25 protein-coding genes are annotated in these 26,400 nt (G+C 73.1%); 17 read left to right on the plus strand and 8 right to left on the minus strand.

The window, feature by feature from the left end; genetic code table 11:
• Positions 1–41 precede the first annotated feature (41 nt).
• Positions 42–1,673, plus strand: coding sequence for an HtaA domain-containing protein (locus ACFVGO_RS24825; RefSeq protein WP_380634085.1), 1,632 nt, complete (start codon positions 42–44; stop codon positions 1,671–1,673).
• Between the two features lie 76 nt (positions 1,674–1,749).
• Here ACFVGO_RS24825 and ACFVGO_RS24830 read toward each other — a convergent pair whose 3' ends face one another.
• Together ACFVGO_RS24830 and ACFVGO_RS24835 are read right to left on the minus strand one after the other, a co-directional pair.
• On the minus strand, positions 1,750–2,418 hold the full coding sequence (locus ACFVGO_RS24830) for a heme oxygenase (biliverdin-producing) (protein WP_380634088.1): 669 nt from the start codon (positions 2,416–2,418) through the stop codon (positions 1,750–1,752).
• A 245-nt stretch (positions 2,419–2,663) separates the two neighbouring features.
• A complete protein-coding gene (locus ACFVGO_RS24835) occupies positions 2,664–3,155 on the minus strand; it encodes an inorganic diphosphatase (RefSeq protein ID WP_188300447.1) in 492 nt (163 codons plus the stop codon).
• Positions 3,156–3,231: 76 nt separating this feature from the next.
• Here ACFVGO_RS24835 and dacB point away from each other — a divergent pair, with 76 nt between their 5' ends.
• From dacB to folE, 6 genes are all read left to right on the plus strand, one after another.
• Complete coding sequence (gene dacB / locus ACFVGO_RS24840; protein WP_380634091.1) at positions 3,232–4,866, plus strand: D-alanyl-D-alanine carboxypeptidase/D-alanyl-D-alanine-endopeptidase; 1,635 nt, start codon at positions 3,232–3,234, stop codon at positions 4,864–4,866.
• A gap of 108 nt (positions 4,867–4,974) precedes the next feature.
• Positions 4,975–6,147, plus strand: coding sequence for a zinc-dependent metalloprotease (locus tag ACFVGO_RS24845; protein ID WP_380634094.1), 1,173 nt, complete (start codon positions 4,975–4,977; stop codon positions 6,145–6,147).
• A 283-nt stretch (positions 6,148–6,430) separates the two neighbouring features.
• Positions 6,431–7,558 carry a tRNA lysidine(34) synthetase TilS gene (tilS, locus tag ACFVGO_RS24850; RefSeq protein ID WP_359909374.1) on the plus strand — a complete coding sequence of 376 codons (1,128 nt, stop codon included), beginning with the start codon at positions 6,431–6,433 and terminating at the stop codon, positions 7,556–7,558.
• A gap of 71 nt (positions 7,559–7,629) precedes the next feature.
• Positions 7,630–8,184, plus strand: a complete 555-nt coding sequence (gene hpt / locus ACFVGO_RS24855; RefSeq protein WP_280685463.1) for a hypoxanthine phosphoribosyltransferase — start codon at positions 7,630–7,632, stop codon at positions 8,182–8,184.
• Positions 8,185–8,410: 226 nt separating this feature from the next.
• Positions 8,411–10,465: an ATP-dependent zinc metalloprotease FtsH gene (ftsH, locus tag ACFVGO_RS24860; RefSeq protein ID WP_359909371.1), complete on the plus strand. Its 2,055-nt coding sequence runs from the start codon at positions 8,411–8,413 to the stop codon at positions 10,463–10,465.
• 106 nt (positions 10,466–10,571) lie between these two features.
• A complete protein-coding gene (gene folE, locus ACFVGO_RS24865) occupies positions 10,572–11,177 on the plus strand; it encodes a GTP cyclohydrolase I FolE (protein WP_359909368.1) in 606 nt (201 codons plus the stop codon).
• Between the two features lie 25 nt (positions 11,178–11,202).
• Here folE and ACFVGO_RS24870 read toward each other — a convergent pair whose 3' ends face one another.
• Positions 11,203–11,991, minus strand: a complete 789-nt coding sequence (locus ACFVGO_RS24870; protein WP_359909365.1) for a ferritin-like domain-containing protein — start codon at positions 11,989–11,991, stop codon at positions 11,203–11,205.
• Positions 11,992–12,150: 159 nt separating this feature from the next.
• Positions 12,151–13,329, minus strand: coding sequence for an alpha/beta hydrolase (locus ACFVGO_RS24875; RefSeq protein ID WP_380634098.1), 1,179 nt, complete (start codon positions 13,327–13,329; stop codon positions 12,151–12,153).
• 353 nt (positions 13,330–13,682) lie between these two features.
• Here ACFVGO_RS24875 and ACFVGO_RS24880 point away from each other — a divergent pair, with 353 nt between their 5' ends.
• From ACFVGO_RS24880 to ACFVGO_RS24910, 7 genes are all read left to right on the plus strand, one after another.
• A complete protein-coding gene (locus tag ACFVGO_RS24880) occupies positions 13,683–15,524 on the plus strand; it encodes a phosphatidylglycerol lysyltransferase domain-containing protein (RefSeq protein WP_359909359.1) in 1,842 nt (613 codons plus the stop codon).
• Positions 15,525–15,608: 84 nt separating this feature from the next.
• Entirely contained in the window at positions 15,609–16,490 is an 882-nt protein-coding gene (gene folP / locus ACFVGO_RS24885) for a dihydropteroate synthase (RefSeq protein WP_359909356.1), read from the plus strand.
• Between the two features lie 28 nt (positions 16,491–16,518).
• Positions 16,519–16,998, plus strand: a complete 480-nt coding sequence (locus tag ACFVGO_RS24890; RefSeq protein WP_359909353.1) for a nuclear transport factor 2 family protein — start codon at positions 16,519–16,521, stop codon at positions 16,996–16,998.
• Positions 16,999–17,244: 246 nt separating this feature from the next.
• A complete protein-coding gene (gene folB, locus ACFVGO_RS24895) occupies positions 17,245–17,604 on the plus strand; it encodes a dihydroneopterin aldolase (protein WP_359909425.1) in 360 nt (119 codons plus the stop codon).
• Between the two features lie 43 nt (positions 17,605–17,647).
• Complete coding sequence (gene folK, locus ACFVGO_RS24900; protein WP_359909351.1) at positions 17,648–18,247, plus strand: 2-amino-4-hydroxy-6-hydroxymethyldihydropteridine diphosphokinase; 600 nt, start codon at positions 17,648–17,650, stop codon at positions 18,245–18,247.
• 195 nt (positions 18,248–18,442) lie between these two features.
• Complete coding sequence (locus tag ACFVGO_RS24905) at positions 18,443–18,931, plus strand: DUF3180 domain-containing protein (protein ID WP_360353700.1); 489 nt, start codon at positions 18,443–18,445, stop codon at positions 18,929–18,931.
• Positions 18,932–19,087: 156 nt separating this feature from the next.
• Entirely contained in the window at positions 19,088–20,239 is a 1,152-nt protein-coding gene (locus ACFVGO_RS24910; protein ID WP_359909345.1) for a hypothetical protein, read from the plus strand.
• Between the two features lie 37 nt (positions 20,240–20,276).
• On the opposite strand, the gene ACFVGO_RS24915 is transcribed toward ACFVGO_RS24910, so the two are convergent.
• Together ACFVGO_RS24915 and ACFVGO_RS24920 are read right to left on the minus strand one after the other, a co-directional pair.
• Positions 20,277–20,852 carry a TerD family protein gene (locus ACFVGO_RS24915; protein WP_359909342.1) on the minus strand — a complete coding sequence of 192 codons (576 nt, stop codon included), beginning with the start codon at positions 20,850–20,852 and terminating at the stop codon, positions 20,277–20,279.
• Positions 20,853–20,986: 134 nt separating this feature from the next.
• Positions 20,987–21,475: a hypothetical protein gene (locus ACFVGO_RS24920; RefSeq protein ID WP_359909339.1), complete on the minus strand. Its 489-nt coding sequence runs from the start codon at positions 21,473–21,475 to the stop codon at positions 20,987–20,989.
• 108 nt (positions 21,476–21,583) lie between these two features.
• On the opposite strand from ACFVGO_RS24920, the gene arfB reads away from it, so the two are divergent.
• A complete protein-coding gene (gene arfB / locus ACFVGO_RS24925; protein WP_359909336.1) occupies positions 21,584–22,018 on the plus strand; it encodes an alternative ribosome rescue aminoacyl-tRNA hydrolase ArfB in 435 nt (144 codons plus the stop codon).
• Between the two features lie 12 nt (positions 22,019–22,030).
• Here arfB and ACFVGO_RS24930 read toward each other — a convergent pair whose 3' ends face one another.
• Positions 22,031–22,558, minus strand: a complete 528-nt coding sequence (locus ACFVGO_RS24930) for a flavin reductase family protein (RefSeq protein ID WP_380357276.1) — start codon at positions 22,556–22,558, stop codon at positions 22,031–22,033.
• Between the two features lie 371 nt (positions 22,559–22,929).
• Here ACFVGO_RS24930 and ACFVGO_RS24935 point away from each other — a divergent pair, with 371 nt between their 5' ends.
• Positions 22,930–24,717 carry a diguanylate cyclase domain-containing protein gene (locus ACFVGO_RS24935; protein ID WP_380357273.1) on the plus strand — a complete coding sequence of 596 codons (1,788 nt, stop codon included), beginning with the start codon at positions 22,930–22,932 and terminating at the stop codon, positions 24,715–24,717.
• A gap of 175 nt (positions 24,718–24,892) precedes the next feature.
• The gene (locus tag ACFVGO_RS24940) at positions 24,893–25,912 is read left to right on the plus strand and encodes a hypothetical protein (protein WP_359909327.1); all 1,020 of its coding nucleotides are present in this window, start codon (positions 24,893–24,895) and stop codon (positions 25,910–25,912) included.
• 74 nt (positions 25,913–25,986) lie between these two features.
• Here ACFVGO_RS24940 and ACFVGO_RS24945 read toward each other — a convergent pair.
• The coding region (locus ACFVGO_RS24945; protein WP_359909324.1) for an amidohydrolase family protein at positions 25,987–26,400 on the minus strand (414 nt) is incomplete at its 5' end.

Raw genomic sequence — 26,400 nt, forward strand, 5'->3', positions numbered from 1 at the left:
GTCCCCCCGCTCCCTCCCCCCATCCGAACGGAGTACCCAGCATGTCCCGCAACCGCACCCGGCCGGCCGCCCTCGCGGCCGTCACCGCCGGTCTCGGCCTGACCGCCCTCGGTGCCCCCGCACTGGCCTTCGGCGCGGGCGGACCGAGCAGCGTCACGTACGACACCGGCGCGCTGGACTGGGGCGTGAAGGCGAGCTTCCGCTCCTACATCGAGGGCCCGGCCTCCCAGGGCGGCGCGATCGAGCTGACCGGCGGTGCGACCCGCAACGCCGACGGCACCTTCCACTTCGGCCTGGCGAACGCGGCGTACGACCTCACCACGCACGCGCTCAGCTCCTCCTTCACCGGCGGCGTGCACTTCACCGCCCACCACGGCGCCCTGGACGTCGCGCTCAGCGATCTGCGGATCACCACCTCCGGCACCACCGGCACGCTGACCGCCGACACCGCCTCCAAGGAGTCGATGGGCGCCACCGAGGTCACCCGCCGGGACGACGTGCCGCTGGTGACGTTCACCGTCGCGCGGGACACCACCAACGGGGTGCCCGCCGCGGCCGAGCTGACCGAGCAGGGGGCCCGGGCCTTCGCCGGCTTCTACCCGGCGGGGGCGGACATGGACCCGCTGTCGCTGCTGCTGAAGCAGGGCCCGGCCACGCCCTCGCCGACCGCGACGGCCACCACCGCGCCGTCCGCCACCTCCTCGCCGAGCGCGAGCACGAGCGCGAGTCCGAGCGCGAATCCGACCGGAAGCCCGAGCGCGACCGGAAGCCCCACCGCCACGCCCACCGCCGTGCCGACCTCGACCCCGTCCGGCACGCCCTCGGCCACCTCCTCGCCCTCGGCCGGCCAGTCGCCGAGCGCCACCCCGTCCGCGGGCGGCAGCCCCGGCACGGTCCCGTCCGGCCTGCCGGTGCTGAAGGGGGCGCTGGAGTGGAAGGTCAAGGAGAGCTTCCGCGCCTACCTGGCGTCGCCGATGGCCGCCGGGAAGGTCGAGTTCGGCGGCGGCGCGGCCGACTACCGCTTCGGCGGCGCCACCGGCGCGTACAACACCGCCGACCACTCGCTGACCGCCGCCTTCGACGGCTCGGTCCGCTTCCTCGGGCACCCCGGCAAGGACGGCTGGGCGCTGGACACCACGCTGTCCAAGCTGGGCCTGACGATCGGCCGGGACGGAGCGTTCCTGACCGCCGACGTCAACGGCAGGTCCCCGGACGGCGCGTCGACCTCGCTGCGCGGTGCCAGGATCGCCAGGCTGGACGTTCCGGCCTCCGCCCTGAAGCCGGTCGGCGGCGTGGTCACGCTGGCGAACGTCCCGGCCACCCTCACGGCCGAGGGCGTGCCGGCGTTCTCCAACTACCCGGCCGGTACGGCCCTGGACCCGGTCAGCGCCACGCTCGCCTTCGACAAGGACGCCGAGCTGCCGACCGCCCCGCCCGCCGGTTCCACCGGCGGCGGCTCGGCGGCCGGCGGCGGCCGGGGCGCCGGCAACGGTACGTCCGGTGGCGCCTCGCTGACCACGAGCGGCCTGACCGGTACGGGCGGCGGCTCGCTGGCCGCCACCGGTGCGGACACCCCGGTGGTCCCGTTGCTGGCCACCGCGGCCGGGCTGCTGCTGGTCGGCGGCAGCGCCACCGTGCTGGTGCGCAACCGCCGCGGTGCCGCCCGGGCCTGACGGCGGGCGGAGACGGCGACGGCCCCGGCGAGCAACCGCTCGCCGGGGCCGTCCCTCGAAAACCAGGGGGAAACGTTTATGCACTCAGCGGGTAACGCGCATCCAGGTCGCGGAAGACCGCCCCGTTGAGCACGAAGGCCCGCTTGCACTCCTCGACCACCCGGCGCCGCTCGACCTCGTCCATCGCCTCCCCGGCCGCGTCCAGCTTGGCCCGGTACTCGCGCTTGAAGGCCGCCGGGTTGTCGACCTCCTCGAAGACGTAGAACCGCACGCCGTCGCCCTTGCGCTCGAAGCCCCAGGTCTTCTCGGCCACGCCCCGGATGATCTGGCCGCCCGACAGGTCGCCCAGGTAGCGGGTGTAGTGGTGCGCGAGGTACCCGGCCGGCCACGCGGCGGCCAGCTCCTCCACCCGGGCGACATAGGCGGCGGTGGCCGGCAGCGGTGCCAGGCCGTCCCGCCAGTCGGGCCCGCGCAGGTGCGCCAGGTCGCGCTCGACGGCGGCGGTGCGCAGCAGGGCCCGGTCGATGAAGGGGCCCGCCAGCGGGTGCCGCGCGAGCTGCTCCGCCCGCTCCTCCAGGGCCCGGTAGACGGACCAGAGCTGGCCGGTGAGGTCGGCGTACGCCTCGATCCCGAGTCGGCCTCCCAGCAGCCGGCTCATGAACGTGGACTGCTCGGCGGCCTCGTGCTCCTCGCTGCTGGCGGTGCGGAGCACGGTGGAGAACGGGGCGGGCGCGGGCGTGGGCATGCGGCCTCCAGGGTTCGGGGTCGGCCGTTCGGAGTTGGCCGTGCGGGGTCGGCCGTTCGGAGTCGGACCGAATGTTTTGGTTAGCCTAACCTAACTTCACATCATGCCGACAGGGTGTCGGCAAACCGTCCCGTCCCCGGGAACGACAGAGGCCGGGGCCCGCGGAAGAAATCCGCGAACCCCGGCCCCGGGCTGTCCCGACCTGCCTCGAACCGCTCTCGATCGAATGAGATCGGAACGACGGCTCAGTGGCCGCCCTGCTCCGCCAGACGCTTGATCGAAGCGGTGACCTCGGCCTCGGCCTCGGCGCGGCCGACCCAGTCGGCGCCCTCGACGGACTTGCCGGGCTCCAGGTCCTTGTAGACCTCGAAGAAGTGCTGGATCTCCAGGCGGTCGAACTCCGACACGTGGTGGATGTCGCGCAGGTGCTCCCAGCGCGGGTCCGTCGCCGGGACGCAGAGCAGCTTGTCGTCGCCGCCGGCCTCGTCGGTCATGTGGAACATGCCGATGGCGCGGCACTTGATCAGGCAGCCCGGGAAGGTCGGCTCGTCCAGGATGACCAGGGCGTCCAGCGGGTCGCCGTCCTCGCCGAGCGTGCCCTCGACGTAGCCGTAGTCGGCCGGGTAGCGGGTCGAGGTGAAGAGCATCCGGTCGAGCCGCAGACGGCCGGTCTCGTGGTCGACCTCGTACTTGTTACGAGAGCCCTTCGGGATTTCGATAAGGACGTCGAACTCCAACGGTTCCTCCAAGGTAGGGACTGACAGAATCCAAGTGTCTCCTACGGGAGCGAGTGCTCGGGAAAGGGGCCGGTCGGTGGGAGCAGGGGGAGGGGCGGCGCGCCGTCGCGGGGGGACGGCCGCGGGGCTGGTCGGAGCGGCGCTGCTGGTCGTCGGTACGGTCCTGACCTCGGGTGGTGCGTACGCGCAGCCGTCCCCGCCGCCGGGCGGGCACAGTGCCGGGCGGGGAGAGGACGAGGACCACGACGGGCAGGGCGGCCGCGACCGGGGGAAGGGCGACCACGGGAAGGGCGGTGCCGGACCCCGGTCGAACGACGGTCCGGGTGCCGAGCCCACCCGTCGGGCCGCGCCGCCCGTCGCCTCCGCGCCCGCCGCCCCCACCGCCGGCGGCAGCGACGCGCCCGGCGCACGCCCGGCGCCCGCGCCGAGCGCCGTCCTGGCCGCCGTGGACGGCGACACGGGCGCCGCCGTCCCCACCGCGCAGGGCCTCCAGCAGGCGCTCGCCGCCGCCCTCGCCGACAAGAGCCTCGGCGAGGTCACCTTCGCCGTCGCGGACGCCGGCACCGGCCAACTCCTGTACGGCTCCGGGGAGAACACCCCGGCCACCCCCGCCTCCACCACCAAGCTGGCCACCGCGATCGCGGCCCTGTCCCTCATCCCGGGGGACACCCGGCTGCACACCCGGGTGGTCCGGGGCGCGGACCCGGGCACGATCACCCTGGTCGGCGGCGGCGATCCGACGCTCACCGCGCTGCCCGCCGACCAGGTGCAGATCGGCGGGCAGCCGGCCGACGCCGACACCGCCCCCGCCTCGCTGGACCTCCTCGCCCGGCAGACCGCCGACACCCTCAAGAGCCTCGGCACCACGACGGTCCGGCTGGACTACGACCTGTCGCTGTACGCGGGCAGCCCGCAGCACCGGAACCACGACGGGCAGAACATCGCCCTGGTGGTCCCGTTGATGGTGGACGAGGGCAGGGTGGACCCGAAGAGCCGGGAGGACGCGCCGGACCGGGTCGCCGACCCGGCGGCCGCGGCCGCCGAGACCTTCGCCGCCCTGCTCAGGGCCCGCGGCATCACCGTGACGGGCAAGGCCGCCCCCGCCGCGGCGCCCGCCCCCGCCCCGACCGCCTCCGGTCAGGCCCCGCTCGGCGAGGTCTTCTCGCCGACGGTCGCCCGGCTGGTGGAGCGCCTGCTGACCACCTCGGACAACCAGCTCGCCGAGGCGATGGCCCGTCAGGTCGCCGTCGCCGCCCACCAGCCGGCGAGCTTCGAGGGCGCCGCGGCGGCCGTCACCCAGGAGCTCACCCGGCTCGGGGTGCCGATGGGCGGCGTGGTGCTCAACGACGGCAGCGGCCTGCACCCGGGCAACGCGATCCCGCCCGCCGTCCTGACCCGGCTCCTCGCGCTGGCCGCCTCCGAGCAGCACCCCACCCTGCGCCCGGTGCTCACCGGCCTCCCGGTCGCCGGCTTCACCGGCACCCTCAACAAGCGCTACGGCTCCGGGTCCGGCGCCGCCGACGCGGCCGGTCTGATCCGCGCCAAGACCGGCACCCTCAACGGCGTCAACACCCTCGCGGGCACCGTCGTCGACGCCGACGGCCGCCTCCTCGCCTTCGCCGTCATGACCCGCACCACCGCCCCCGCCGACACCGCCCGTGCCGCCATGGACCGGGTCGCCGGCCGCCTCGGCGGCTGCGGCTGCCACTGACCCGGCCCCGCCCGCCCCGTCGCGCCGGCCGTGCCGATCGGCCGTCGGGGGAGAGGTCTTGGCGGCGGGTGGCTGCCGCCGGTGGTGGGGAGCACGTACGGTGAGGGCATGACGAGCGCGAGTGGCGGTGCTGACATGGTCGACTGGAGCCTCGCGGTCGCAACCGCGACCAGGTTGGTGCGGCCGGGGCCGGAAGTGAGCCGGGAGGAAGCGGCGGCGGTGGTCGCCGAGCTCCGCCGGCACGCCCTGGAGGCGGAGGAGCACGTGCGGGCGTTCACCGGCATGCGTTCGTCCAGCCTGTCCCGGGCCGCGGCGACGCCGGTGCTGGTGGTGGACCGACCCGGCTGGATCCGGGCCAACGTGGCGGGTTTCCGCACGGTCGTCCAGCCGCTGGTGGAGAAGCTCCAGGCGCGTCGGGCGAACAGCGCGACGGCCGGGGTGTTCGGCGCGGTGGGCGAGAAGGCCACCGGGATCGAGGTCGGGGCGCTGTTGGCGTTCCTGTCCACCAAGGTGCTGGGCCAGTACGAGACCTTCGCCCCGGCGGAGCCCCCGCTGGAGGCGCCGGACAGCCCGGCGGCGCTGTTCGACAAGCCGCGGCTGGGGCCGGACGGCCCCGGGCCGGGCCGGCTGCTGCTGGTGGCGCCGAACATCGTGCACGTCGAGCGGGAGCTGGACGTCGACCCGTCCGACTTCCGGCTCTGGGTCTGTCTGCACGAGGAGACGCACCGGACGCAGTTCACCGCGGTGCCGTGGCTGCGCGACCACATCCAGTCCGAGGTGCAGTCCTTCCTCTCCGAGACGGACGTCGACCCGGGCGCCCTGCTGGAGCGGCTGCGGGACGCGGCCGGTTCGTTCGGCGGCCTGCCGGGCGGCGGCAACCGGGAGAGCGCCTCCTCCGGGAACCTGCTGGAGATCGTCCAGTCGCCCGCGCAGCGCGAGATCCTCGGCCGGCTGACGGCCGTGATGTCGCTGCTGGAGGGCCACGCGGACGTGGTGATGGACGGCGTCGGCCCGGCCGTGGTGCCGACGGTCGCCGAGATCCGGGAGAAGTTCCAGCAGCGCCGGGACCGCGGCGCCAACCGGCTCGACCTGCTGCTGCGCCGGCTGCTCGGCATGGACGCGAAGCTGCGCCAGTACCAGGACGGCGCGGTGTTCGTGCGCGGCGTGGTGGAGCAGGTCGGCATGGAGGGGTTCAACCGGGTGTGGACCTCCCCGAACACCCTGCCGACCAAGGACGAGATCCACGATCCGGCCGCCTGGGTGGCCCGGGTGGCCCGCTGAGCGGGTGCTCCTGACGCGGGCGCGCCGTGAGCCGGGCGGCAAGCGGCGCGCGTCGGTCAAACCCGCTCGTACGAGTGGTCCAATCGGCCAGACGACGGGTGAAGAAGCGTTTCTTCATTCACCCGTACGTGGGACGGTGGTCGTACCGGTGGCGCGGGTGGCGTAGCGGGTCGCTCCTTTCTGCCACCATCTGTGAGCGCCCGGTAACAGGGCGCTCATGCGGTGCGCGGTCCCCGCCGCGTCCGCCGCGAGTCCTGTCCCCTCCGACGAGGAGTCTTCCGCCGTGGGCCCTCACCCCGCTGTCGCCGCGATACGCCTGGCCGTTCGCCGTACGCTCACCGACCTCGCCGCCGAGGCCGGTACCACCTTCACCGCGCCCGTGCGCGAGCCCCGCGAGCGCCCGGCCGGGGCGCCGCTGGTGGGCGCCGCGGTCGGCACCACCCTGATCGGCAACGCCGCGCGCCACCCCTCCGGGCTGCCCCGCACCCCGGCCGCGCCCGGTTCACCGCTGATCCTGGTCGCGGTCAGCGGCGGCGCGGACTCGATGGCGCTGGCCATCGCCGCCGCCTTCGAGGCCCCCAAGATCGGCCTGCGGGTCGGCGCCGTCACCGTCGACCACGGGCTCCAGGCCGGCTCCGCCGAGCGCGCCGCCCAGGTGGCCGACCGGCTGCGCACGCTCGGCCTCGACCCGGTGGAGGCCGTCCCGGTGCGGGTCGGCCGCGCCGGGGGCCCGGAGGCCGCCGCCCGGGACGCCCGCTACGCCGCCCTGGACGCGGCCGCCGACCGCCACGGAGCGATCGCGGTGCTGCTCGGCCACACCCGGGACGACCAGGCCGAGACCGTGCTGCTGGGCCTGGCCCGCGGCTCCGGCTCCCGTTCGCTGGCCGGGATGCCCGCCCACAAGGGCCGCTACCGCCGCCCGCTGCTGGAGCTGGACCGGGCCGCCACCCGGCAGGCCTGCGCCGCCCAGTCGATCCCGGTCTGGGACGACCCGCACAACTGTGATCCCGCCTACACCCGCTCGAGGGTCCGCCACGAGGTGCTGCCGGTCCTGGAGAAGCACCTGGGCGGTGGCGTGGTCGAGGCGCTGGCCCGGACCGCCCGGCTGTTCCGCGACGACGCCGACGCCCTCGACCAGTGGGCCTCTTTGGCCGAACGCGACCTCCGTACGGGCGACGGCGCCCTGGACGCCGTGAAACTGGCCGAACTGCCGCCCGCCGTGCGCCGCCGGGTGCTGCGCCGGGCCGCGCTGCGGGCGGGCTGTCCGGCCGGGGACCTGTTCGCCCGGCACCTGGAGACGATCGACCTGCTGGTCACCGGATGGCGCGGACAGGGCCCGCTGCACCTACCCGGGGGAGTCGAGGCCACCCGCAGGTGTGGCACGCTGGTCTTTCGGCGGCAGGGCGACTGACGGGCGAGGCATGCCCCGGGGGAGCCGACCGCCGGCCACACAGACCCCGAACGTTTGAGGACGTATCCCCGGTGGACCAGAACGACATGGGCGCTGACCTCGCGAAGGTGCTCATCAGCAAGGACGAGATCGACGCCAAGCTCCTTGAGCTGGCCGAGCGCATCGACCGGGACTACGCAGGGAAGGACCTGCTGATCGTCGGCGTCCTCAAGGGGGCCGTGATGGTCATGGCCGACCTGGCCCGGACCCTGCACTCGCAGGTCACCATGGACTGGATGGCCGTCTCCTCGTACGGCATGGGCACCAAGTCCTCCGGCGTGGTGCGGATCCTGAAGGACCTGGACACCGACATCGCCGGCCGTGACGTCCTGATCGTCGAGGACATCATCGACTCCGGTCTGACGCTGTCCTGGCTGCTGGGCAACCTGGGTTCGCGTGGTCCGGCCTCGCTGGAGGTCTGCACCCTGCTCCGCAAGCCGGACGCGGCCAAGGTCGAGATCGACGTGAAGTACGTCGGTTTCGACATTCCCAACGAGTTCGTGGTCGGCTACGGCCTGGACTACGCGGAGAAGCTGCGCAACCTCCCCTTCATCGGCACCCTCGCGCCGCACGTCTACGGCGGCTGAGGTCCCCGTTCGGGCGACGGGCGGGAACAGTGGGCCGTTCCCGCCCGTTGCACCCGGGAGACAGAGAACCAAAGCCGTGTCGCCGTGCTCCCGCCATGGGTGGGTCGGACTGCGGTACGGTCCAATAAACCGCTCTTCACATGAGCATCAATTCGGACGCGCCGCGGTCAACAGTCCCCGGCGCCGTTGAGTGGCAGGAGGGACGGGGCGGCAACGCCCCGCATGGATGGACGTCAAGCGATACTTCCGTGCGCCGATCATGTGGATCGTGCTGGCCGTCCTCGCCGTCATCGTACTGATGCAGGTCGTTTCGGACTCGAACGGCTACAAGACGGTGGACACCGGTCAGGTCGTCGCGGCGATCGACGCGCACAACGTCAAGTCGGCGCAGATCACCACCGGTGACTCGAACACGATCAAGATCCAGCTGAAGGACGGCGCCGCACTGCCCAGCGCCGGTACGGGCAAGGCCCCGTCCGGCACCAAGTTCCAGGCCTCGTACATCGGCGACCAGGGCGTCGCCATCGCCGACAAGCTGCAGGCGCAGGTCAACGACAAGGACCAGAGCACGCTCGCCGAGGGCTACACGATCAGCCCCGAGAAGCAGAGCACCTTCGTCAGCCTGCTGCTGTCGATGCTCCCGATCGTGATCATCGTCCTGGTCTTCCTGTTCCTGATGAACCAGATGCAGGGCGGCGGCTCCCGGGTCATGCAGTTCGGCAAGTCCAAGGCCAAGCTGCTGACCAAGGACACCCCGAAGACCACCTTCGCCGACGTCGCCGGCGCGGACGAGGCGGTCGAGGAGCTCCACGAGATCAAGGAGTTCCTCCAGGAGCCGGCCAAGTTCCAGGCCGTCGGCGCCAAGATCCCCAAGGGCGTGCTGCTCTACGGCCCGCCCGGTACCGGCAAGACCCTGCTGGCGCGCGCCGTCGCGGGCGAGGCCGGGGTGCCGTTCTACTCCATCTCCGGCTCGGACTTCGTCGAGATGTTCGTCGGCGTCGGCGCCAGCCGCGTCCGCGACCTCTTCGAGCAGGCCAAGGCGAACGCCCCGGCGATCGTCTTCGTCGACGAGATCGACGCCGTCGGCCGGCACCGCGGCGCGGGCCTCGGCGGCGGTCACGACGAGCGCGAGCAGACCCTCAACCAGCTGCTGGTCGAGATGGACGGCTTCGACGTCAAGGGCGGCGTGATCCTGATCGCCGCGACCAACCGCCCCGACATCCTGGACCCGGCGCTGCTGCGCCCGGGCCGCTTCGACCGCCAGATCGCGGTGGAGCGCCCCGACCTCCAGGGCCGGCTGGACATCCTCAAGGTGCACCAGAAGGGCAAGCCGATCGCGCCCGACGTCGACCTGTCGGCCGTCGCCAAGCGCACCCCCGGCTTCACCGGTGCCGACCTGTCGAACGTCCTCAACGAGGCGGCGCTGCTGACCGCCCGTTCGGACAAGAAGCTGATCGACAACGGCATCCTGGACGAGGCGATCGACCGCGTCGTGGCCGGTCCGCAGAAGCGCACGCGGATCATGTCCGACAAGGAGAAGAAGATCACCGCGTACCACGAGGGCGGCCACGCCCTGGTCGCGGCGGCCTGCCAGTACAGCGACCCGGTGCACAAGATCACCATCCTGTCCCGCGGCCGGGCCCTCGGCTACACCATGGTGCTGCCGGAGGAGGACAAGTACTCCACCACCCGCAACGAGATGCTCGACCAGCTCGCCTACATGATGGGCGGTCGCGCGGCGGAGGAGCTGGTCTTCCACGACCCGACCACGGGCGCCTCGAACGACATCGAGAAGGCCACCGCGACGGCCCGGGCCATGGTCACCCAGTACGGCATGACCGAGCGCCTGGGTGCGATCAAGTTCGGCAACGACAACTCGGAGCCGTTCCTGGGCCGTGAGATGGGCCACCAGCGCGACTACTCGGAAGAGGTCGCCGGGCTGGTCGACGAGGAGGTCAAGAAGCTCATCGACACGGCGCACAACGAGGCCTGGGAGATCCTGGTCGAGAACCGCGACGTGCTCGACAACCTGGTCCTGGAGCTCCTGGAGAAGGAGACCCTGAACAAGGAGCAGATCGCCGAGGTCTTCGCCCCGATCGTCAAGCGCCCGGCCCGGCCGGCCTGGACGGGTTCCTCCCGTCGCACGCCGTCCACCCGGCCGCCGGTGCAGTCCCCGAAGGAGCTGGCGCTCACCAACGGCGCCGCCTCCGTCGAGAGCGCTCCGGTGGACGTCGTGAAGCTCCCGCCGCTGCCGACGGCCGAGCCGCCGACCGAGGGCTGACCCCCGCTCCGCAGGGAATGGATGCCGCGTCACCAGGGTTTGTACCCTGGAGGCGCGGCATCCGTGCTGTTCAGCCAGAGTCTTCCGATACATAAGCGAGGCCCGCATGATCGACCCGGTGACGTTCGACGGTCCGCCCGCCGTCGGTACCTTCGACCAGAAGCGGGCCGAGGACGCCATCCGCGAGCTGCTGCTCGCCGTCGGGGAGGACCCGGACCGCGAGGGCCTGCGGGAGACCCCGGCCCGGGTCGCGCGGGCCTACAAGGAGATATTCGCGGGCCTGTGGCAGGAGCCCGAGGACGTCCTCACCACCACCTTCGACCTCGGCCACGACGAGATGGTGCTGGTCAAGGACATCGAGCTGACCTCGGTCTGCGAGCACCACCTGGTGCCGTTCCGCGGCGTGGCCCACGTCGGGTACATCCCGTCCACCAGCGGCAAGATCACCGGACTGTCCAAGCTCGCCCGGCTGGTCGACGTCTACGCCCGCCGGCCGCAGGTGCAGGAGCGGCTGACCAGCCAGGTGGCCGACGCGCTGATGCGGATCCTGGAGCCGCGCGGGGCGATCGTCGTGGTCGAGTGCGAGCACATGTGCATGTCGATGCGCGGCATCCGCAAGCCCGGCGCCAAGACCATCACCTCCTGCGTGCGCGGCCAGCTGCGCGACCCGGCCACCCGGGCCGAGGCGATGAGCCTCATCATCGGCCGGTAGGGGCCAGCGGCCGGCCGGGCGGTGCTCAGAGCACCTCGTGCTCCGCGTGCGGCGGGACCGGGGTGCCCAGCGCGTTGCGGCGCTCCGGCATCCGCAGCGTGACCATCCGGCGCCAGCCGTAGGCGCGGTCGTACAGGTAGAGCGCCCGCACCCCGAGGGTGACCAGGGCGAGCTGCCAGCGCGGCCAGCGCAGGATCCGGGCCATCCGGGAGGTGACGGCGAGGCCGACGTCCCGGTGGGTGCGGATCTCGCCGCGGGCGCTGGTCTCCAGGGCGTGCCGGATGTACGGGCCGTGGCCCTCGGAGACCAGCCGCAGCAGCTCCTCGTGGCAGTAGGCGAGGTGGTTGTCCTCGTCGGCGGAGATCATCCGCATCGCCCGGCCGAGGTCGGGGTTGTCCTGGTACACCTTCACCAGCCGGCGCATCTGCTCGGCGGCGCGCTGTTCGGTGACCCGGCTGTGCACGAGGTAGGTGATGATCTCGCGGTCGGTCAGCGGGACGTCGCTGTTCAGCCGCTCGTGCGGGAGGCCGACGCCCTGGCGCTCCAGCAGCATGCAGTAGTCCGCCTCGTCCGGCACCGGCACCTTGGGCAGGCCGCGCTTGTGCAGCAGCTGGGTGAAGATCCGGCCGTGCTTGCGCTCGTCGGCACCGTGCCGGGCCACCTTCGGGGCGAGGACCGGGTCCCGGGTGAGCGTGCTGATCCGCTCGTTCTCCCAGCCGCCCTGGTCCTCGCCGTCGGCCGCGATGCTGCAGAACAGCTGGTACGCCTGGTCGTTCCGGTAGATCTCGTCGAAGAGCGAGCGGGTGCTCAGCACGGTGCCTCCTGCACGGGTCCGGGGCGGTGCCCGGCGGTGGCCGACGGGCGGTCGCGATACGTTCCCCCCGGGCCGCCGGCCGTCCGGGCCGACCGGCGGGTAATCACTCACCTGTCCTAGCCCGGTCCTGGCCGGGTCCTCGCCGGGTCCTGGCCGGGCCTAGCCCAGGTGCGAGCCCAGCCATTCGAGGGTGGCCGGGAGCTCCCTGGTCCAGCTGTCGAAGTTGTGCCCGCCGTCGTCCAGGTAGAGCGAGTCGATCGTGAACTGCGGGTTGCCCGCCGCGGCCCGGGTGGCCTGGTCGACGAACTGGACGGTCTGGGGGTAGTCGCCCTCGGTGCGGGTGGAGACCGCCAGCAGGTTGAGCGCCGGGACGGGCAGGTTCTGCAGCCGCCAGCCGAGGTCGTGCTGCTGGGTCAGCGCCTTGTCGCCGTTGAAGAGGTCCCCGCCGGTGTAGTTGTCCTGGCGCACGGTGAAGTCGCCGTGCAGGCTCGCCGCGTTGCCGTAGACGTTCGGGAAGCGCATCGCCAGGCGCAGCGCGCAGCTGCCGCCGGTGGAGTAGCCGAGGGTGCCCCAGGAGCCGGCCGTGCGGCCGACCCGGTAGCTGCTGCGGATGGCCTCGGGCACGTCCTTGACGAACCAGGTCTCGGTGCGCGGCCCGCCGGGGACGTCCACGCACTCGGTGTCCCGGGACGGGACGACGGCCGGGCGGGCCATCACCAGGACGGTCGGCGGCATCCTGCCGGAGCGCTGCAGGTCGATCGCGGTCTGGGCGAACGGGAGCTCGTGCAGCAGGTTCAGCGTGGTGCCCGGGTAGCCGGCGATGGCCAGCAGGACGGGGAAGCGGACCAGGGCGAGCTTCTGGTCGAAGTACGCGGGCGGCAGGTAGACGAACATCTGGTCGGAGAAGCCGGTCTCCTTGCCGCTGACCCGGACCGACTCGATCCTGCCGACCTCCTCGGGCGGGCCCTTGGGCAGGTTGGTGATGGTCTCCAGGCCGCCCTCGGTGGTGGGCTGGACCAGCGCGTCGGAGACCGGGGTGCCGCCCTTGTGGTTCGCGCTGCCGGTCAGCGCGAGCTTGGCGCCGCCCGGACTGAGCAGGTCGTCCCAGGAGGTGTAGAACCCGAAGGAGTTGTTCACCGACAGCGCGAGCACGGCCAGGACCGAGGCCTGAACGACCGTCAGCAGTCCGATCCGGCCGAGCACCGGCAGCGGCCGCTGGGGCGCCAGCCGCGGCCAGACCCACAGGGTCGCGACGACTGCCGCGACGCCGAGTGCGAGCAGCGAGTTCACCAGCGCGTCGCTGGTCAGTTCCATGCCGTCGGCCTTCCGGTGGGACACGGGCGGTGCAGGCTTCATGGTCTGGCGGTCCGTCAGGCCCGGCCACCGCGGCTAGGCCGTCCGGACGCCCGGCGGGCTGGGAAGGGCGGGGGGAAGCGAAGGCAACCGGCGCCCTAGAATGCGGCGTCCACCGTACGTAACGCGTCCCGGAGGGTCCTGCCGCGCCACGCTGCGGCGGGCCCCCGGCTCCCACCGCCGGCTCAACCCGCAGCGCGACCACGGACCCGGTTTACCGATCGTTTCCGGGTCCTTGGTATGCGCATTGCCTGATGAAGGAATAGGCATGAAGGTCCATCACGCGTCCTCCCCCGGAGTGACAGGACACCGCACCGCAGCCTCTACGCTGAGCTTCCATGAGCGTTCCCGTGTCCGTTGAGCCGAGCCCCGAGCAGCCGCCGCGCCGTCGCCGCGGCCTGCAGACGCTGCGCAACCAGGCGTCCGCCGTCCCCAGGGCCTGGCTCCCTGGAGCGGTCGGCTACGCCTGTCTGCTGATCGGGCTCGTGGACATCGCCAGCGCGGTGTTCCCCAAGCTCCGGCACACCAAGGTGCACACCTTCGCGGGGCAGCTGCCGGGCGGCACCACCAGCCTGGCGGCGGTCGGCGCGCTGATGGTCGGCATCCTGCTGGTGCCGCTGGCGCACGCGCTGCGCCGCCGCAAGCGGCGGGCCTGGCGGGCGGTCTGCGTGCTGCTGCCGGTCAGCGCCGGACTGCACATCGTGCGCTGGCACCAGATCGGCCCGGCGGTCGTCTCGCTGGTGCTCCTCGTCGTGATGCTGGTCCACCAGCGCGAGTTCTACGCCAAGGCCGACCCGCGCACCCGCTGGCGGGCGCTGGTCAACCTGATCGTCATGGGCGTCCTCAGCGTGCTGCTCGGCCTGCTGATCGTGAGCACCCGGACCAAGTACGAGATCGGCCACCCCGGCCTGGCCGAGCGCCTGCAGCACGTCGGGTACGGGCTGTTCGGCTTCGAGGGCCCGGTCCGGTACAACAACGTCCGGATGTCCGACCTGGTCGCCTACCTGCTCGGCGGGCTCGGCCTGCTGACCGCCTTCACCACCGCCTACCTGGCGCTGCGCCCGGGCAAGCCGAAGCCCGAGCTGACCGCGGAGGACGAGGAGAAGGTCCGCGAGCTGCTCGGGCGGCACGGCGAGCGGGACTCGCTCGGCTACTTCGCGCTGCGCCGCGACAAGAGCGTGCTGTTCTCGCCCACCGGCAAGGCCGCGATCTCCTACCGGGTGGTCTCCGGCGTGATGCTGGCCTCCGGCGACCCGGTCGGCGACGTCGAGGCCTGGCCCGGCGCGATCAAGGTGTTCATGGCCGAGGCCCGCGAGCACGCCTGGGTGCCGGCCGTGATGGGGTGCAGCGAGGTCGGCGGCGAGGTCTGGACCCGCGAGGCGGGCCTGGACGCGCTGGAGCTGGGCGACGAGGCGATCGTGGACACCGCCTCCTTCTCGCTCTCCGGCCGGGCCATGCGCAACGTGCGCCAGATGGTCAAGCGGATCGAGCGCAACGGCTACTCCTGCCAGGTGCGCCGGGTCTCCGAGCTCACCGCGGAGGAGAAGTACCGGATCGCCGACGCCGCCGCCCGCTGGCGCGGCACCGACACCGAGCGCGGCTTCTCGATGGCCCTCGGCCGCTTCGGCGACCCGCTGGACGACGACTGCGTGGTGGTCACCGCCCACAAGGCCCCGGAGGAGGGCGAGGAGGGCGACGACCTGAAGGCCGTGCTGCACTTCGTGCCCTGGGGGCCGGACGGCATCTCGCTGGAGCTGATGCGCCGCGACCGCGCCGCCGACCCGGGCCTGAACGAGCTGCTGATCGTCGCCGCGCTGCAGGCGGTGCCCGCGATGGGCGTGCGCCGGGTGTCGCTCAACTTCGCGATGTTCCGCTCGGCGCTCGCCCGCGGCGAGCGGATCGGCGCCGGCCCGGTGCTGCGCGCCTGGCGCGGGCTGCTGGTCTTCCTGTCGCGCTGGTTCCAGATCGAGTCGCTGTACAAGTTCAACGCCAAGTTCCAGCCCGAGTGGGAGCCGCGCTTCCTGGTCTTCCCGAGCACCCGGGACCTGCCGCGGATCGGCTTCGCCGCGATGCAGGCGGAGGCCTTCATCACGCTCGGCATGCCGCGTTTCGGCCGCCGGCGCCAGCGCGAGGGGCTGATGCCGGTCCCGTCGACCCGCGAGGTCACCGAGGCCGCCTGAGGCCCGTCACCGCCCTCCGGGGCCGGCCCGCCGACACGGAACGGGGCCCCCGCCGAGCATCCTCGGCGGGGGCCCCGTTCGATAATGGGAAGCATGAACGATTCGCCGTCCTTCTCCCTGCCGGCCGGTCTGCCGCGGCTGGAGCGCTGCGCCGTGATGGGCGTGGTCAACGTCACGCCCGACTCCTTCTCGGACGGCGGGATGTGGCACGACCCCGCCAAGGCGATCGCGCACGGCCTCGCGCTGCGGGCCCGCGGCGCGGACCTGGTGGACGTCGGTGGCGAGTCCACCCGGCCGGGCTCGCAGCGGGTGTCCGAGGAGGAGGAGCTGCGCCGGGTGCTCCCGGTGGTGCGCGAGCTCTCCGACGCCGGGGTGATGGTCTCCGTGGACACCATGCGCGCCACCGTCGCCGAGCGCGCCGTCGAGGCCGGCGCCGCGATCGTCAACGACGTCTCCGGCGGCCTCGCCGACCCGGCGATGGCCCGGGTGGTCGCCGAGACCGGCGCGCCCTTCGTGGTGATGCACTGGCGCGGGCAGTCCGCCGACATGTACGCGACGGCGGTCTACGACGACGTGGTGCGCGACGTGGTCGCCGAGCTGACCGACCGGGTGGACGCGCTGCTGGCGGCCGGGGTCAAGGAGGACCAGCTGATCCTCGACCCGGGGCTCGGCTTCGCCAAGACCTCCGAGCACAACTGGGCGCTGCTCGGCCGACTGGACGCGCTCACCGCGCTCGGCCGTCCCGTGCTCGTGGCGGCTTCGCGCAAGCGGTTCCTGGGTACGCTGCTCGCCGACCCGGCAACCGGGGAACTGCGCCCGGCCCGGGAGCGCGACGACGCGACGGCCGCGGTGTCGGTGCTGTCCGCCCGGGCCGGAGCCTGGGCGGTGCGGGTGCACGACGTGTCCGGCACGGCGGACGCCGTCCGGGTGGTCGCGGCCTGGCAGCACGCGGCGCGGTTGGGGTGAGGGAGGGTCTGTGACAGGTGACGGCAGGTTGAGCGGCGGCACGGCCGGGCGGGCGCGCGAGGCGGACCTGGAGGCCGTGCTCGCGGCGAACAGGGGGCTCTACGAGGCGCTGGAACGGGGGGACCTGGAAGCGGTCGAGGAGGCCTGGCTGGGTGCCGCCGACGCCGACGACAAGGGCGGCGTGGTGTGCGTGCACCCGGGCTGGCCGGTGCTCCGCGGCCGGGCGCAGGTGACCAGGTCGTACATGCTGATCATGATGAACACGGAGTACATCCAGTTCTTCCTGACCGATGTCGAGGCCGAGGTGCACGGTGATGTGGCCCTTGTCACGTGCACCGAGAACATCCTGTCCGGCGGCGAGTCGGAGGAGGAGGGGGAGCTCGGACCGCTGGTCGGCGGAAAGGTCGTGTCGACGAATCTGTTCCGCCGTACCCCGGCCGGGTGGAAGCTCTGGTCGCATCACGGTTCACCCGTTCTGACCAGCGGGGACGACGACGAGGAGAGCTGATTCCGGCGGCCGCGGAAATGCCGTGCCGAAAAGTCGCCGGGAATTTCCGAGTGGTCACCGAACGTTCACGTCAATCGCCATATCGGTGCGCGTGGCGTCGGTTCGTGCCGGGTAGGACGGTCAGGCGTTGTCCGTGCTCGCGGGTAGATTCGAAACGGAGTGGCGGGCGTGCTGCCCGCCTTCGCCCTGCCCGTCCGTGCCTTTCGCCGGGTGGGGCCCGTCCGACTGGGAGCAGTGATTCGTTTGCTGGACCGCGTCACCCTGCGGGGGCTGCGAGCCCGGGGCCACCACGGCGTCTTCGAGCGTGAGCGCGTCGAGGGGCAGACCTTCGTGGTCGACCTGGTGCTGTACCTGGACACCCGCCCCGCCGCGGCCGGAGACGACCTCACCCGCACCGCGCACTACGGGCTGGTGGCGGAGGAGGTCACCGCGATCATCTCCGGGGAGCCGGTCGACCTGATCGAGACGCTGGCCCAGCGCATCGCCGACCAGTGCCTCAAGCACGAAGCGGTCGAGGAGGTCGAGGTCACCGTGCACAAGCCGGACGCCCCGATCACCGTGCCGTTCGACGACGTGACCGTGACCATCCACCGGGGCCGCGCATGACCCCCACCGCGCGCCCGGTATCCGATGTAGAGGACGTTTTCCGATGAGCACCAGCGACCAGACGGCTACGCCGAACGCGTTCGACCTGGAGGACCGGGTGGACTCCGTCGACACCACGCTGCACAGCCAGCGCTGCGCGGTCGTCGCGCTCGGCAGCAACCTGGGCAACCGGCTGGACACCCTCCAGGGCGCCGTCGACGCGCTCGCCGACACCCCGGGGCTGAGGATCAAGGCCGTCTCCGCGGTGTACGAGACGGAGGCCGTCGGCGGGCCGGAGGAGCAGCCGAACTACTACAACGCGGTCGTGGTGCTGCGCACCTCGCTGCCCCCGCGGGACCTGCTGGAGCGCGGCAACGCCATCGAGGACGCCTTCGGGCGGGTGCGGACCGTCCACTGGGGCCCGCGCACCCTGGACGTCGACATCCTGGCCTACGAGGGCGTGCTGAGCGACGACCCGCAGCTGCTGCTGCCGCACCCGCGCTCGCACGAGCGGGCCTTCGTGCTCGCTCCCTGGCTGGACGCCCAGCCGGAGGCCGAGGTGCCCGGGCACGGGCGGGTGGACGCGCTGCTGACCGCGCTGGGCGGCCCGGACGCGCAGGGCGTGAAGCGCCGCGAGGACATCCGGCTGACGCTGCCGGAGTAGGTCCGGGGCCGGGCTCGGAGGGCCGACGGCCGGGCCGTCGCCCGGGGAACTCGACCGGGGGCCCGGCCGTACGAGTAGGTGTCCGTCGTTCGCGCGGGTGTCCGCCCGGCCGGGCCCGGTACGGTGGCTTGGCGTCGCCGCGCCGGGCCACCGGGCGGGCGGCCGGTTCTGGTACCCGGGAAGGACCTCCTCCGAGTGAAGCTGCTTCGCCTCCGCCTGCTGATCGGCATCACCGCCGCCACGACGGCGCTGTCCTGGGCCGGCTCCAAGCTCTGGGCCTCCGTGGACACGCTGCCGGCCGTGCCCGCCGCGGCGCCGGTGGTGCTGGCGGCGGTGGCGGTGATCCTGCTGGCGACCGCGCTGTCGCTGCGGGCCCGGCTGAAGGCGGTGCGCGAGCGGCAGCCCGGGGCGAAGGGGGTCGACCCGCTGCTGGCGGCCCGGGCGGTGGTGCTGGGGCAGGCCAGCGCGCTGGTCTCGGCGGTGGTCACCGGCGTCTACGCGGGGGCCGGGATCTACCTGCTGGGCGAGCTGGACGTGTCGGCCCGCAAGGACCAGGCCGTGACGGCCGGGCTCGCGGTGCTGGCGGGGGCCGCGGTGATAGCGGCGGCGCTCTGGATCCAGCACGTGTGCAAGTTGCCGGAGAACCACGACGACCCGGGCGGTCAGGCGGCCTCGCACCGCTGAGGCGTCGCCGAGGTGTCGCTGCGGTGTCGCTGAGCGGCCCTTTCCTCGTGATCTTGGGTGAGAATCCGGGCACGTGCGGTAAGAACCGAACCCTGTCAAGGGCGGAAGGGGACCCTGGGCTGACACGGCCCCAATTCGCACGCTAGTTTCTTGGACATGTCTCGCGGACGCCACCGTCATTCCTCCGTCCTCGGCCGGGCCTTCCCCCCCACCGCCACCGGCGTACTGCTGGTCGCCGCACTGGCCGCTCTGCTTTTCAGTCAGGACACCATCCTGGTGCGCTCGGTGGGCGTCGCGGCGGTGATCGCGACGCTCGGCTTCGCGCTGCTGCTGCGCCAGCGGGACAAGGCGGCCCGGGCGGCCGCCGAGATGTCCGCGGCCCAGCGGATGCGCGCCGAGGAGCGGTTCGAGGAGCAGTTGGCCGAGGCCGAGTACGCGGCGGAGGTCGCCGAGGAGCGGGCCACCCGGTTCGGGCGGCGGCTGACGGCGGAGAAGTCGCGGCTGGCGAAGGCCGAGACCGAGATCGCCCGGCTGCTGCGCGAGCGGGCCGTGACCGTCGCCGAGCAGGCGCTCAAGGAGGCCGAGGCGGCCCAGCGGGCGCTCGCCGCGAGCCGTCCGAAGCACCCGGCCAGCCCGGCCGCGTACGTGCGGGCGGCGTCGGTGCTGCGGCACCTGGAGCGCCGCGCGGCGGAGCAGGAGGCGCAGCGGGCGCGTACGGCGGGTGCGGAGGTCGCCCTGCGGGCGCGTGCGGCGGAGCCGGCGGTCGCCCCGGCCGCCCCGGCGGTCGCGGTGCCCGCACCGGTGGCCGTGCCGGCTCCGGTGGCGCCCTCGGTGCCCACTCCGGGGCAGGCCCCGGTCGCCCAGTCGCCGGTGCGTCCCGAGCCGGCGCGTCCCGAGCCGGTGCGTCCGGAGCCGGTGCGCCCGGCGCTGACCGCGACGGTCGGTCAGCTCGGCGGGACTCCGGCCGTGCCCGCCGCGGCGCCCGCGCCGGGGGAGCGGCAGCGGCCGCGGCCGGCGCAGTCCGGGCAGGCGCGCGGGCAGGGCTTCAGCTTCTTCGGCCGCGGTTCGGCCGTTCCGGCGCGCCCGGCGGCCCCGGCGCCGGCGGTGGGCAGCGTCGCCGAGCTGGGGGAGCGCGCCGACCTGGCGGACGTGGTGGGCGACGAGGCGGTGGCCGCGAAGGCCGAGGCCGAGGCCCGGGCGGCGGAGCCGGCCGAGCGGCCCGAACAGGGCGAGCCGACCGTGGTGGACCTGACGCCGGAGGACGAGACCGAGCTGATCGAGCTGCCGGAGCTGCGCGCCTCGCGCTGAGGCGACCGGGCCCCGGAAAACGAGAACCGCGGGTGCGTCAGATCTGCACGCCGAAGTCCTGGGCGATGCCGGCCAGGCCGGAGGCGTAGCCCTGGCCGACGGCGCGGAACTTCCACTCCGCGCCGTTGCGGTAGAGCTCGCCGAAGATCATCGCGGTCTCGGTGGCGGCGTCCTCGGAGAGGTCGTAGCGGGCGATCTCGGCGCCGCCGGCCGCGTTCACCACGCGGATGTAGGCGTTGCGGACCTGGCCGAAGTTCTGGCCGCGGGCGACGCCGTCGTAGATGGTGACCGGGAAGGTGATCTTGACGGCCTCGGCCGGCAGGCCGGACAGGCTGATGTTGAGCGCCTCGTCGTCGCCCGCGCCCTCACCGGTGCGGTTGTCACCGGTGTGCACGACGGTGTTGTCCGGCGTGCTGGTGTTGTTGAAGAACACGAAGTGGGCGTTGGACAGCACCTTGCCGTCCGCGTTCAGGACGATCGCGCTGGCGTCGAGGTCGAACTCGGCGCCGGTCGTGGTGCGGACGTCCCAACCCAGGCCGACGGTGACCGCGGACAGGCCGGGGGCCTCCTTGGTCAGCGAGACGTTGCCACCCTTGGAGAGGCTCACTGGCATGACGATTGCAGTCCCTTCGTTCGCTTCGTGCGCTATTTCCCGGGACAACGCAATACTCCGGCGGCTTGGTTCCGCAGGAAGCGTGAATTCTTCGCGGGCGCCAATCGGAGGGCAAAGCCCGGGCAAAGCCGGTGTCAGATCCGCCGGAACCGGCCCTGCAGAGTCCAGATGTTCGGATTGTCGGCCAGGCCGGGGTGCATGTCGAAGAGGTCGGCCAGGGTGTCCTGGAGGAAGTCCCGGGCCTCGCGCCGCAGTTCGCCGTGGCGGACCACCACCGGCGGCTCGTCCGGCAGCCAGGTGGCGGTGACCTCGACCCAGTTGAAGCGGCGGGCGAAGCGCAGCAGCTCGGTGTTCTGGGTGAAGTCGAGGTCGGTGGTCTGCACCCGGGCGGCCCGGCCGCCGTCCGGGTCGCGGTCCAGGAGTTCGGCCACGTCGCACAGCGCCCAGGCGAAGTCGAGCACCGGAACCCAGCCCCAGGCGGTGGACAGGTCCGAGCCCTCGCCGTCCAGGTAGACGTCGCCGCAGAACAGGTCGTAGCGCAGGGCGTGCACGGACGCGGTGCGGTAGTCCGTCTGCGGGGGGTCGGGGAAACGGTTGGAGAGGGAGTAGCCGAGCTCGATCACGTACGCCATTGTCGGGGCTCGGGGCGGATCGGGGTAACCGGGTGCGCGGGCGCGGGGGCGTACCGATAACCGGGTGACCGGGCGGGCCGGGCGCGGGATGATGGACGCATGTCCGAGCCCATCCGCGTACGGGGGTCGGTGGTCGTCCCCGACGCCGAGCTCGTCTGGCGCTTCTCGCGTTCCTCCGGCCCCGGCGGCCAGCACGTCAACACCTCCGACTCCAAGGCGGAGCTGCGCTTCGACCTGGCGTCGACCGGGGCGTTGCCCGAGGTGTGGCGCGAGCGTGCGCTGGAGCGGCTGGCCGGCCGGCTGGTGGACGGCCGGGTGCTGGTGGTCCAGGCCTCGGAGTTCCGCTCGCAGTGGCGCAACCGGGAGGCGGCCGCGGCCCGGCTGTCGGCGCTGCTGAGCGAGGCGTGCGCGCCGCCGCCGAAGGCCCGGCGGGCGACCAGGCCGAGTCGGGGAATGGTCGAGCGGCGGCTGACCAACAAGCGGCTCCGCTCCGAACTGAAGCAGGGCCGCCGGGCGCCGCGCGGCGGCGAGTAGCCGGCGGGCGGTTCAGCCGAGGGTGCGGTAGCCGCCGCGGAAGTAGAGCAGCGGGCGGCCGGCCGGGTCGGGGACCGCGGCCTCCAGGACGCGGCCGAGCAGCAGGGTGTGGTCGCCGGCGGGTATCCGCTGCTCGGTGCGGCACTCGACGGTGGCCAGCGCGCCGTCGATCAGCGGGGCTCCGGTGCGCGGGCCGCGCCGGTGCGGGGTGTCCGCGAACAGCAGCCGGTCGCTGAGCCGGCCCTTCATGGCGAACCGGGAGCCGAGCGTCTTCTGTCCCTCGGTCAGCACCGAGACCGCCCAGGTGTCCGTCCGGGAGAGGACCTCGTCCATCCGGGAGTCCTCGCGGACCGAGATCAGCACCAGCGGCGGCTCCAGCGACACCGAGAGGAAGGACGTGGCGGTCATGCCGACGTCCTCGCCGTCCTCGGGGTCGTGGACGGTCACCAGGCTCACGCCGGCGGCGAGCTGGGAGAGGGCAGCCCGGAACTCGTCGGGCGTGGCGTGGGGGGCAGCTTCGGGCTGCGGGGACGGGTACACGTACCGCACGGTAGTCGTCACCCGGGAGGAACGGCATCGGGCCTTGGTCGTAGGACCGGCGCTCCGGCCGAAGGGTTGCGCCCGGTGGCCGAACTCACCCTCAGGAGTGAAGCGGCCGGACCGGCGGGCCCAGTCGGCTTCAGTCCGGGGCCCATGCGGTCGACCACCAGAAATGTGCCGATAGCGCTTTATGTCCCGCTATGGGACAGATGAACTGATTAAGGGCGCATTAGTGTCGTGTGATTTAAGTCACAAGTGATGGCCTATTGCTGACCGAGCGTGCCGAGCGCTGTGCTCCCTGTGATTCAGTTCTTCTGGCAATCGGACGATAACCAATCAAGAACTATCCGAAGCAGCCGGGGAGCCCCCGCATGGAAGCCGAGTCGGAGCCGTACGTCCGTCTCGCGACCCTCCGCACCTTGCACCGGGTCGTGGCGGACCTCAACGCTGCCCGCAGCCTCGCTGGCACGCTCCAGGCCGTTGTCGAAGGCGCGGTGCACGGGCTCGGCTTCGACGCCGCCGCCGTCAGCCTGGTCCGGCCGGACGGCGACCTCGTGGTGGCGGCCGTCTGGGAGCTGGAGGAGAGCCCGATGGGCGGCCCCTCTGTGCTGCTCGGCCAGGTCGGCTCCCGGGAGTCCTGGGACCGGCTGCTCGGCGTCAGCGACCACTGGGGCACCCTGCGCTTCCTGCCGTACGACCGCGGCTGGGCCGTCGCCAGCGACATCCCGCGCTGGATCGGGGACAGCCCGCTGCCGGTGTACGCCAACGACTGGCACCCCGCCGACGGGCTGCTCGCCCCGATGTACAGCGCCGGCGGCGACCTCCTCGGCGTCCTCTCGGTGGACCGCCCGCGCAGCGGCAAGCGGCCCGGGGCGTGGACCCGCGAGGCCCTGGAGATGTTCTCCCTGCAGGCCTCCATCGCGATCGGCAACGCCCGGCTGCGGGCCGAGATGCAACGCGCGCTGGCCCGCCTGGAGAAGGAGCAGCAGGCGCTGCGGGCCAGCGAGGAGAGCTTCCGCCAGGCCTTCGAGTACGCGCCCAGCGGGATGGCGATCACCGAGCTGCACGGCGTCGGGCGCGGCCAGCTGACCAGGGTCAACGACGCGCTCTGCCGGCTGCTCGGCCGGCCCCGGGCGGTGCTGCGGCAGCAGAGCTTCGCCGACCTCGTGCACCCCGAGGACCGGGCGCTGCTGGAGCGCACCAGCGCCGAGAGCGGCCGCGCGGAGCTGCGGCTGTCCCGGCGGGACGGCGGCTACCAGTGGGTCTGCCTGCGCAACTCGATCGTCGCGGACGCGGCCGAGGGCCCGAGCTTCCTGCTCACCCACGTCGAGGACATCGAGGACCGCAAGCGGCACGAGTTCCAGCTCGCCCACCGGGCCAGCCACGACGCGCTCACCGGGCTGCCGAACGGCGCCGAGCTCAAGACCCGGCTGGCCCGCCGGCTCTGCGCCCAGCCGCAGCCGGTCGGCGCCGCGGCCGGCCAGGTCGAGGCGGCCTACCCGCAGCCGTACGGCTACCCGGCCGACTCCTACAGCGCGCACACGGCGCACGAGCGGCTGGAGGGCGCGGACCCGTACGCCGGGCCGGTGCACGGCTACGGACTGCCCGAGGGCCTGCCGAGCGGGCTCGGCCCGGGCTACGGGGAGCACGTCCACGCGGTGGTCCCGGCCGAGTACGGGCCGGGCGGCGAAGCCTGGTCGGCGCCGTTCCGCTCCGGCGGCGCGGCGGCGGTGGACAAGGGGCTCGCGGTGCTCTTCTGCGACCTGGATGGATTCAAGTCGATCAACGACCGGTTCGGCCACAACGCGGGCGACGCGGTGCTGGTCGAGGTGGCCCGGCGGCTGAGCCAGGCCGTCCGGGACGGTGACACGGTGGCCCGGCTCGGCGGTGACGAGTTCGTGGTGCTGGCCGACGGGATCGGCCGCGAGGAGGCCAAGGACCTCGCCCACCGGCTGCGGGGCGCCATCATCCCGCCGATGCGGATCGACGGACGGGCGATGCGGGTGGGGGTGAGCCTCGGGGTCGGCTGGGCCGGCTGCGGGATGAGCATCGAGGAGGTGCTGCACACCGCCGACGAGCGGATGTACGACGAGAAGCGGGCCCGGGGCGGGGCGGTGCGCGGAGCGCGCGGCGAGCGCTCGCACCGGCGCGCGGGCTGAACCGGCGGACGGCCGGTGCGGGCTCGGGTCCGCCCAGGTCGGCCCGGGTTACCCGTGAGTTGTCAAGGGGTCTTTTCCCGCCGTCACATCCGACAGGTAGGGTTCCCGGTACGACAGCGTCCATGATCTGCGCCGCCCGCAGCTGGCGGCGCACCGGATGGGGGAGCAGACCACCGTGACGACCGCCGGCAGCAACGGAGTGCCCGAGGGCCAGGGGGGCGGTGCCCCGCAGGACGACGACCCGTTCGGCTACCTCTACCGCCCGGCCGACGGTTCCACCGGGCAGCCGGCCGAGCCGCAGCAGGGGGTCCCGCGCACGTCGTACAACCGCCCGATGGAGGTCGGGCGCGCGCAGTACGGCCAGCACTACCATCAAGGGGGGCCGCAGCGGGCGCAGCAACAGCAGCAGCAGCCGTACGGCCAGCAGGGCATGCCGCCGCAGGGGTACCCGGGCGGTCAGCCGCAGGCCCCGTACGGCGGTCAGCCCGGATCGCCGCAGCAGCCCGAGTACGGTGCCGCGCCCACCCAGCAGACCCGCTACGCGGAGCACTCCCGGCCGCAGCCGGGGGAGGAGCCGCGCAGCAGCGGCCGGAGCAAGGGCGCGGTGATCGGCGCGGTCGCCGTGGTCGCGGCGATAGCGATCGGCGCCGGCATAGCGCTCTCCACCGGGGACCCGGACGACACCAAGAACACCAAGGGCGGCGCCGCGACCACCGCCCCGCCGGCCCCCAACAGCCCGGCGCCGACGGCCACGAACGCGAGCGCCGGCCCCACGTCGAGCGCCACCGCCATCTCCGGGCCGACGAGCGTGGACGCGGGCCAGCTCCAGGCGCAGAACGCGCCGTCCGGCAACAGCGTCAAGGGCGCCAAGTCCGCCGACGGCAGCTACCTGACGCTCCAGCCGGGCGGTTCGGTGACCTGGACCGGCGACATCGCCACGGCCGGGACGTACAAGCTGAGCGTGCACTACAACTACTCGGGCGCGGACATCAAGGGCGGGGCCGCGGTGAACGGCAAGGACTGGCCGAGCGGGGTGACCTACAAGATCTACGGGGCGCCCCCCAAGGACCAGACCGCCGCCTGGTTCTCCACCTGGATACTCCCGCAGTTCCAGGCCGGGCCGAACTCGGTGACCTTCACGGTGCCCTCCGGGCCGATCCTGATCGACCAGATCACCATCGAGCCGAGCGGCTGACGCCGCCGCGGACGCGACGCGGCCGCCCGCCCCCGAGGGGGACGGGCGGCCGCGTCGTGTTCCGGGCGGGTCGCTCAGTCGGCCTTCACGGGCCGGAACGCCTCGCCGCCGAGCACCCAGCGGCCGCGGCGCATGACGGCGACCAGGTCGTAGCTCTCGGAGTCGACCACGACCAGGTCGGCGAGCTTGCCGGTCTCCAGCGAGCCGATGGAGTCGCTCAGGCCGAGCAGCCGGGCCGGGGTGGCGGACAGCGACTCGACGGCCTGGTTCAGGCTCAGCCCGTTGACGGTGACCGAGCGCTTGAACGCCACGTCCAGGGTGAGGGTGGAGCCGGCGATCGCGCCGCCCTCGACCAGTCGGGCCACGCCGTCCTTGACCTGGACCTGGAGGGGACCGAGCGGGTAGAGGCCGTCGCCCATGCCGGCGGCGCCCATCGCGTCGGTGATCAGGGCGACCCGGTTCGCGCCGGCGGTGCCGTAGGCGAGGTC

The sequence above is a fragment of the Kitasatospora sp. NPDC057738 genome (assembly GCF_042798815.1).
Lineage (GTDB): Bacteria > Actinomycetota > Actinomycetes > Streptomycetales > Streptomycetaceae > Kitasatospora > Kitasatospora lactacystinica.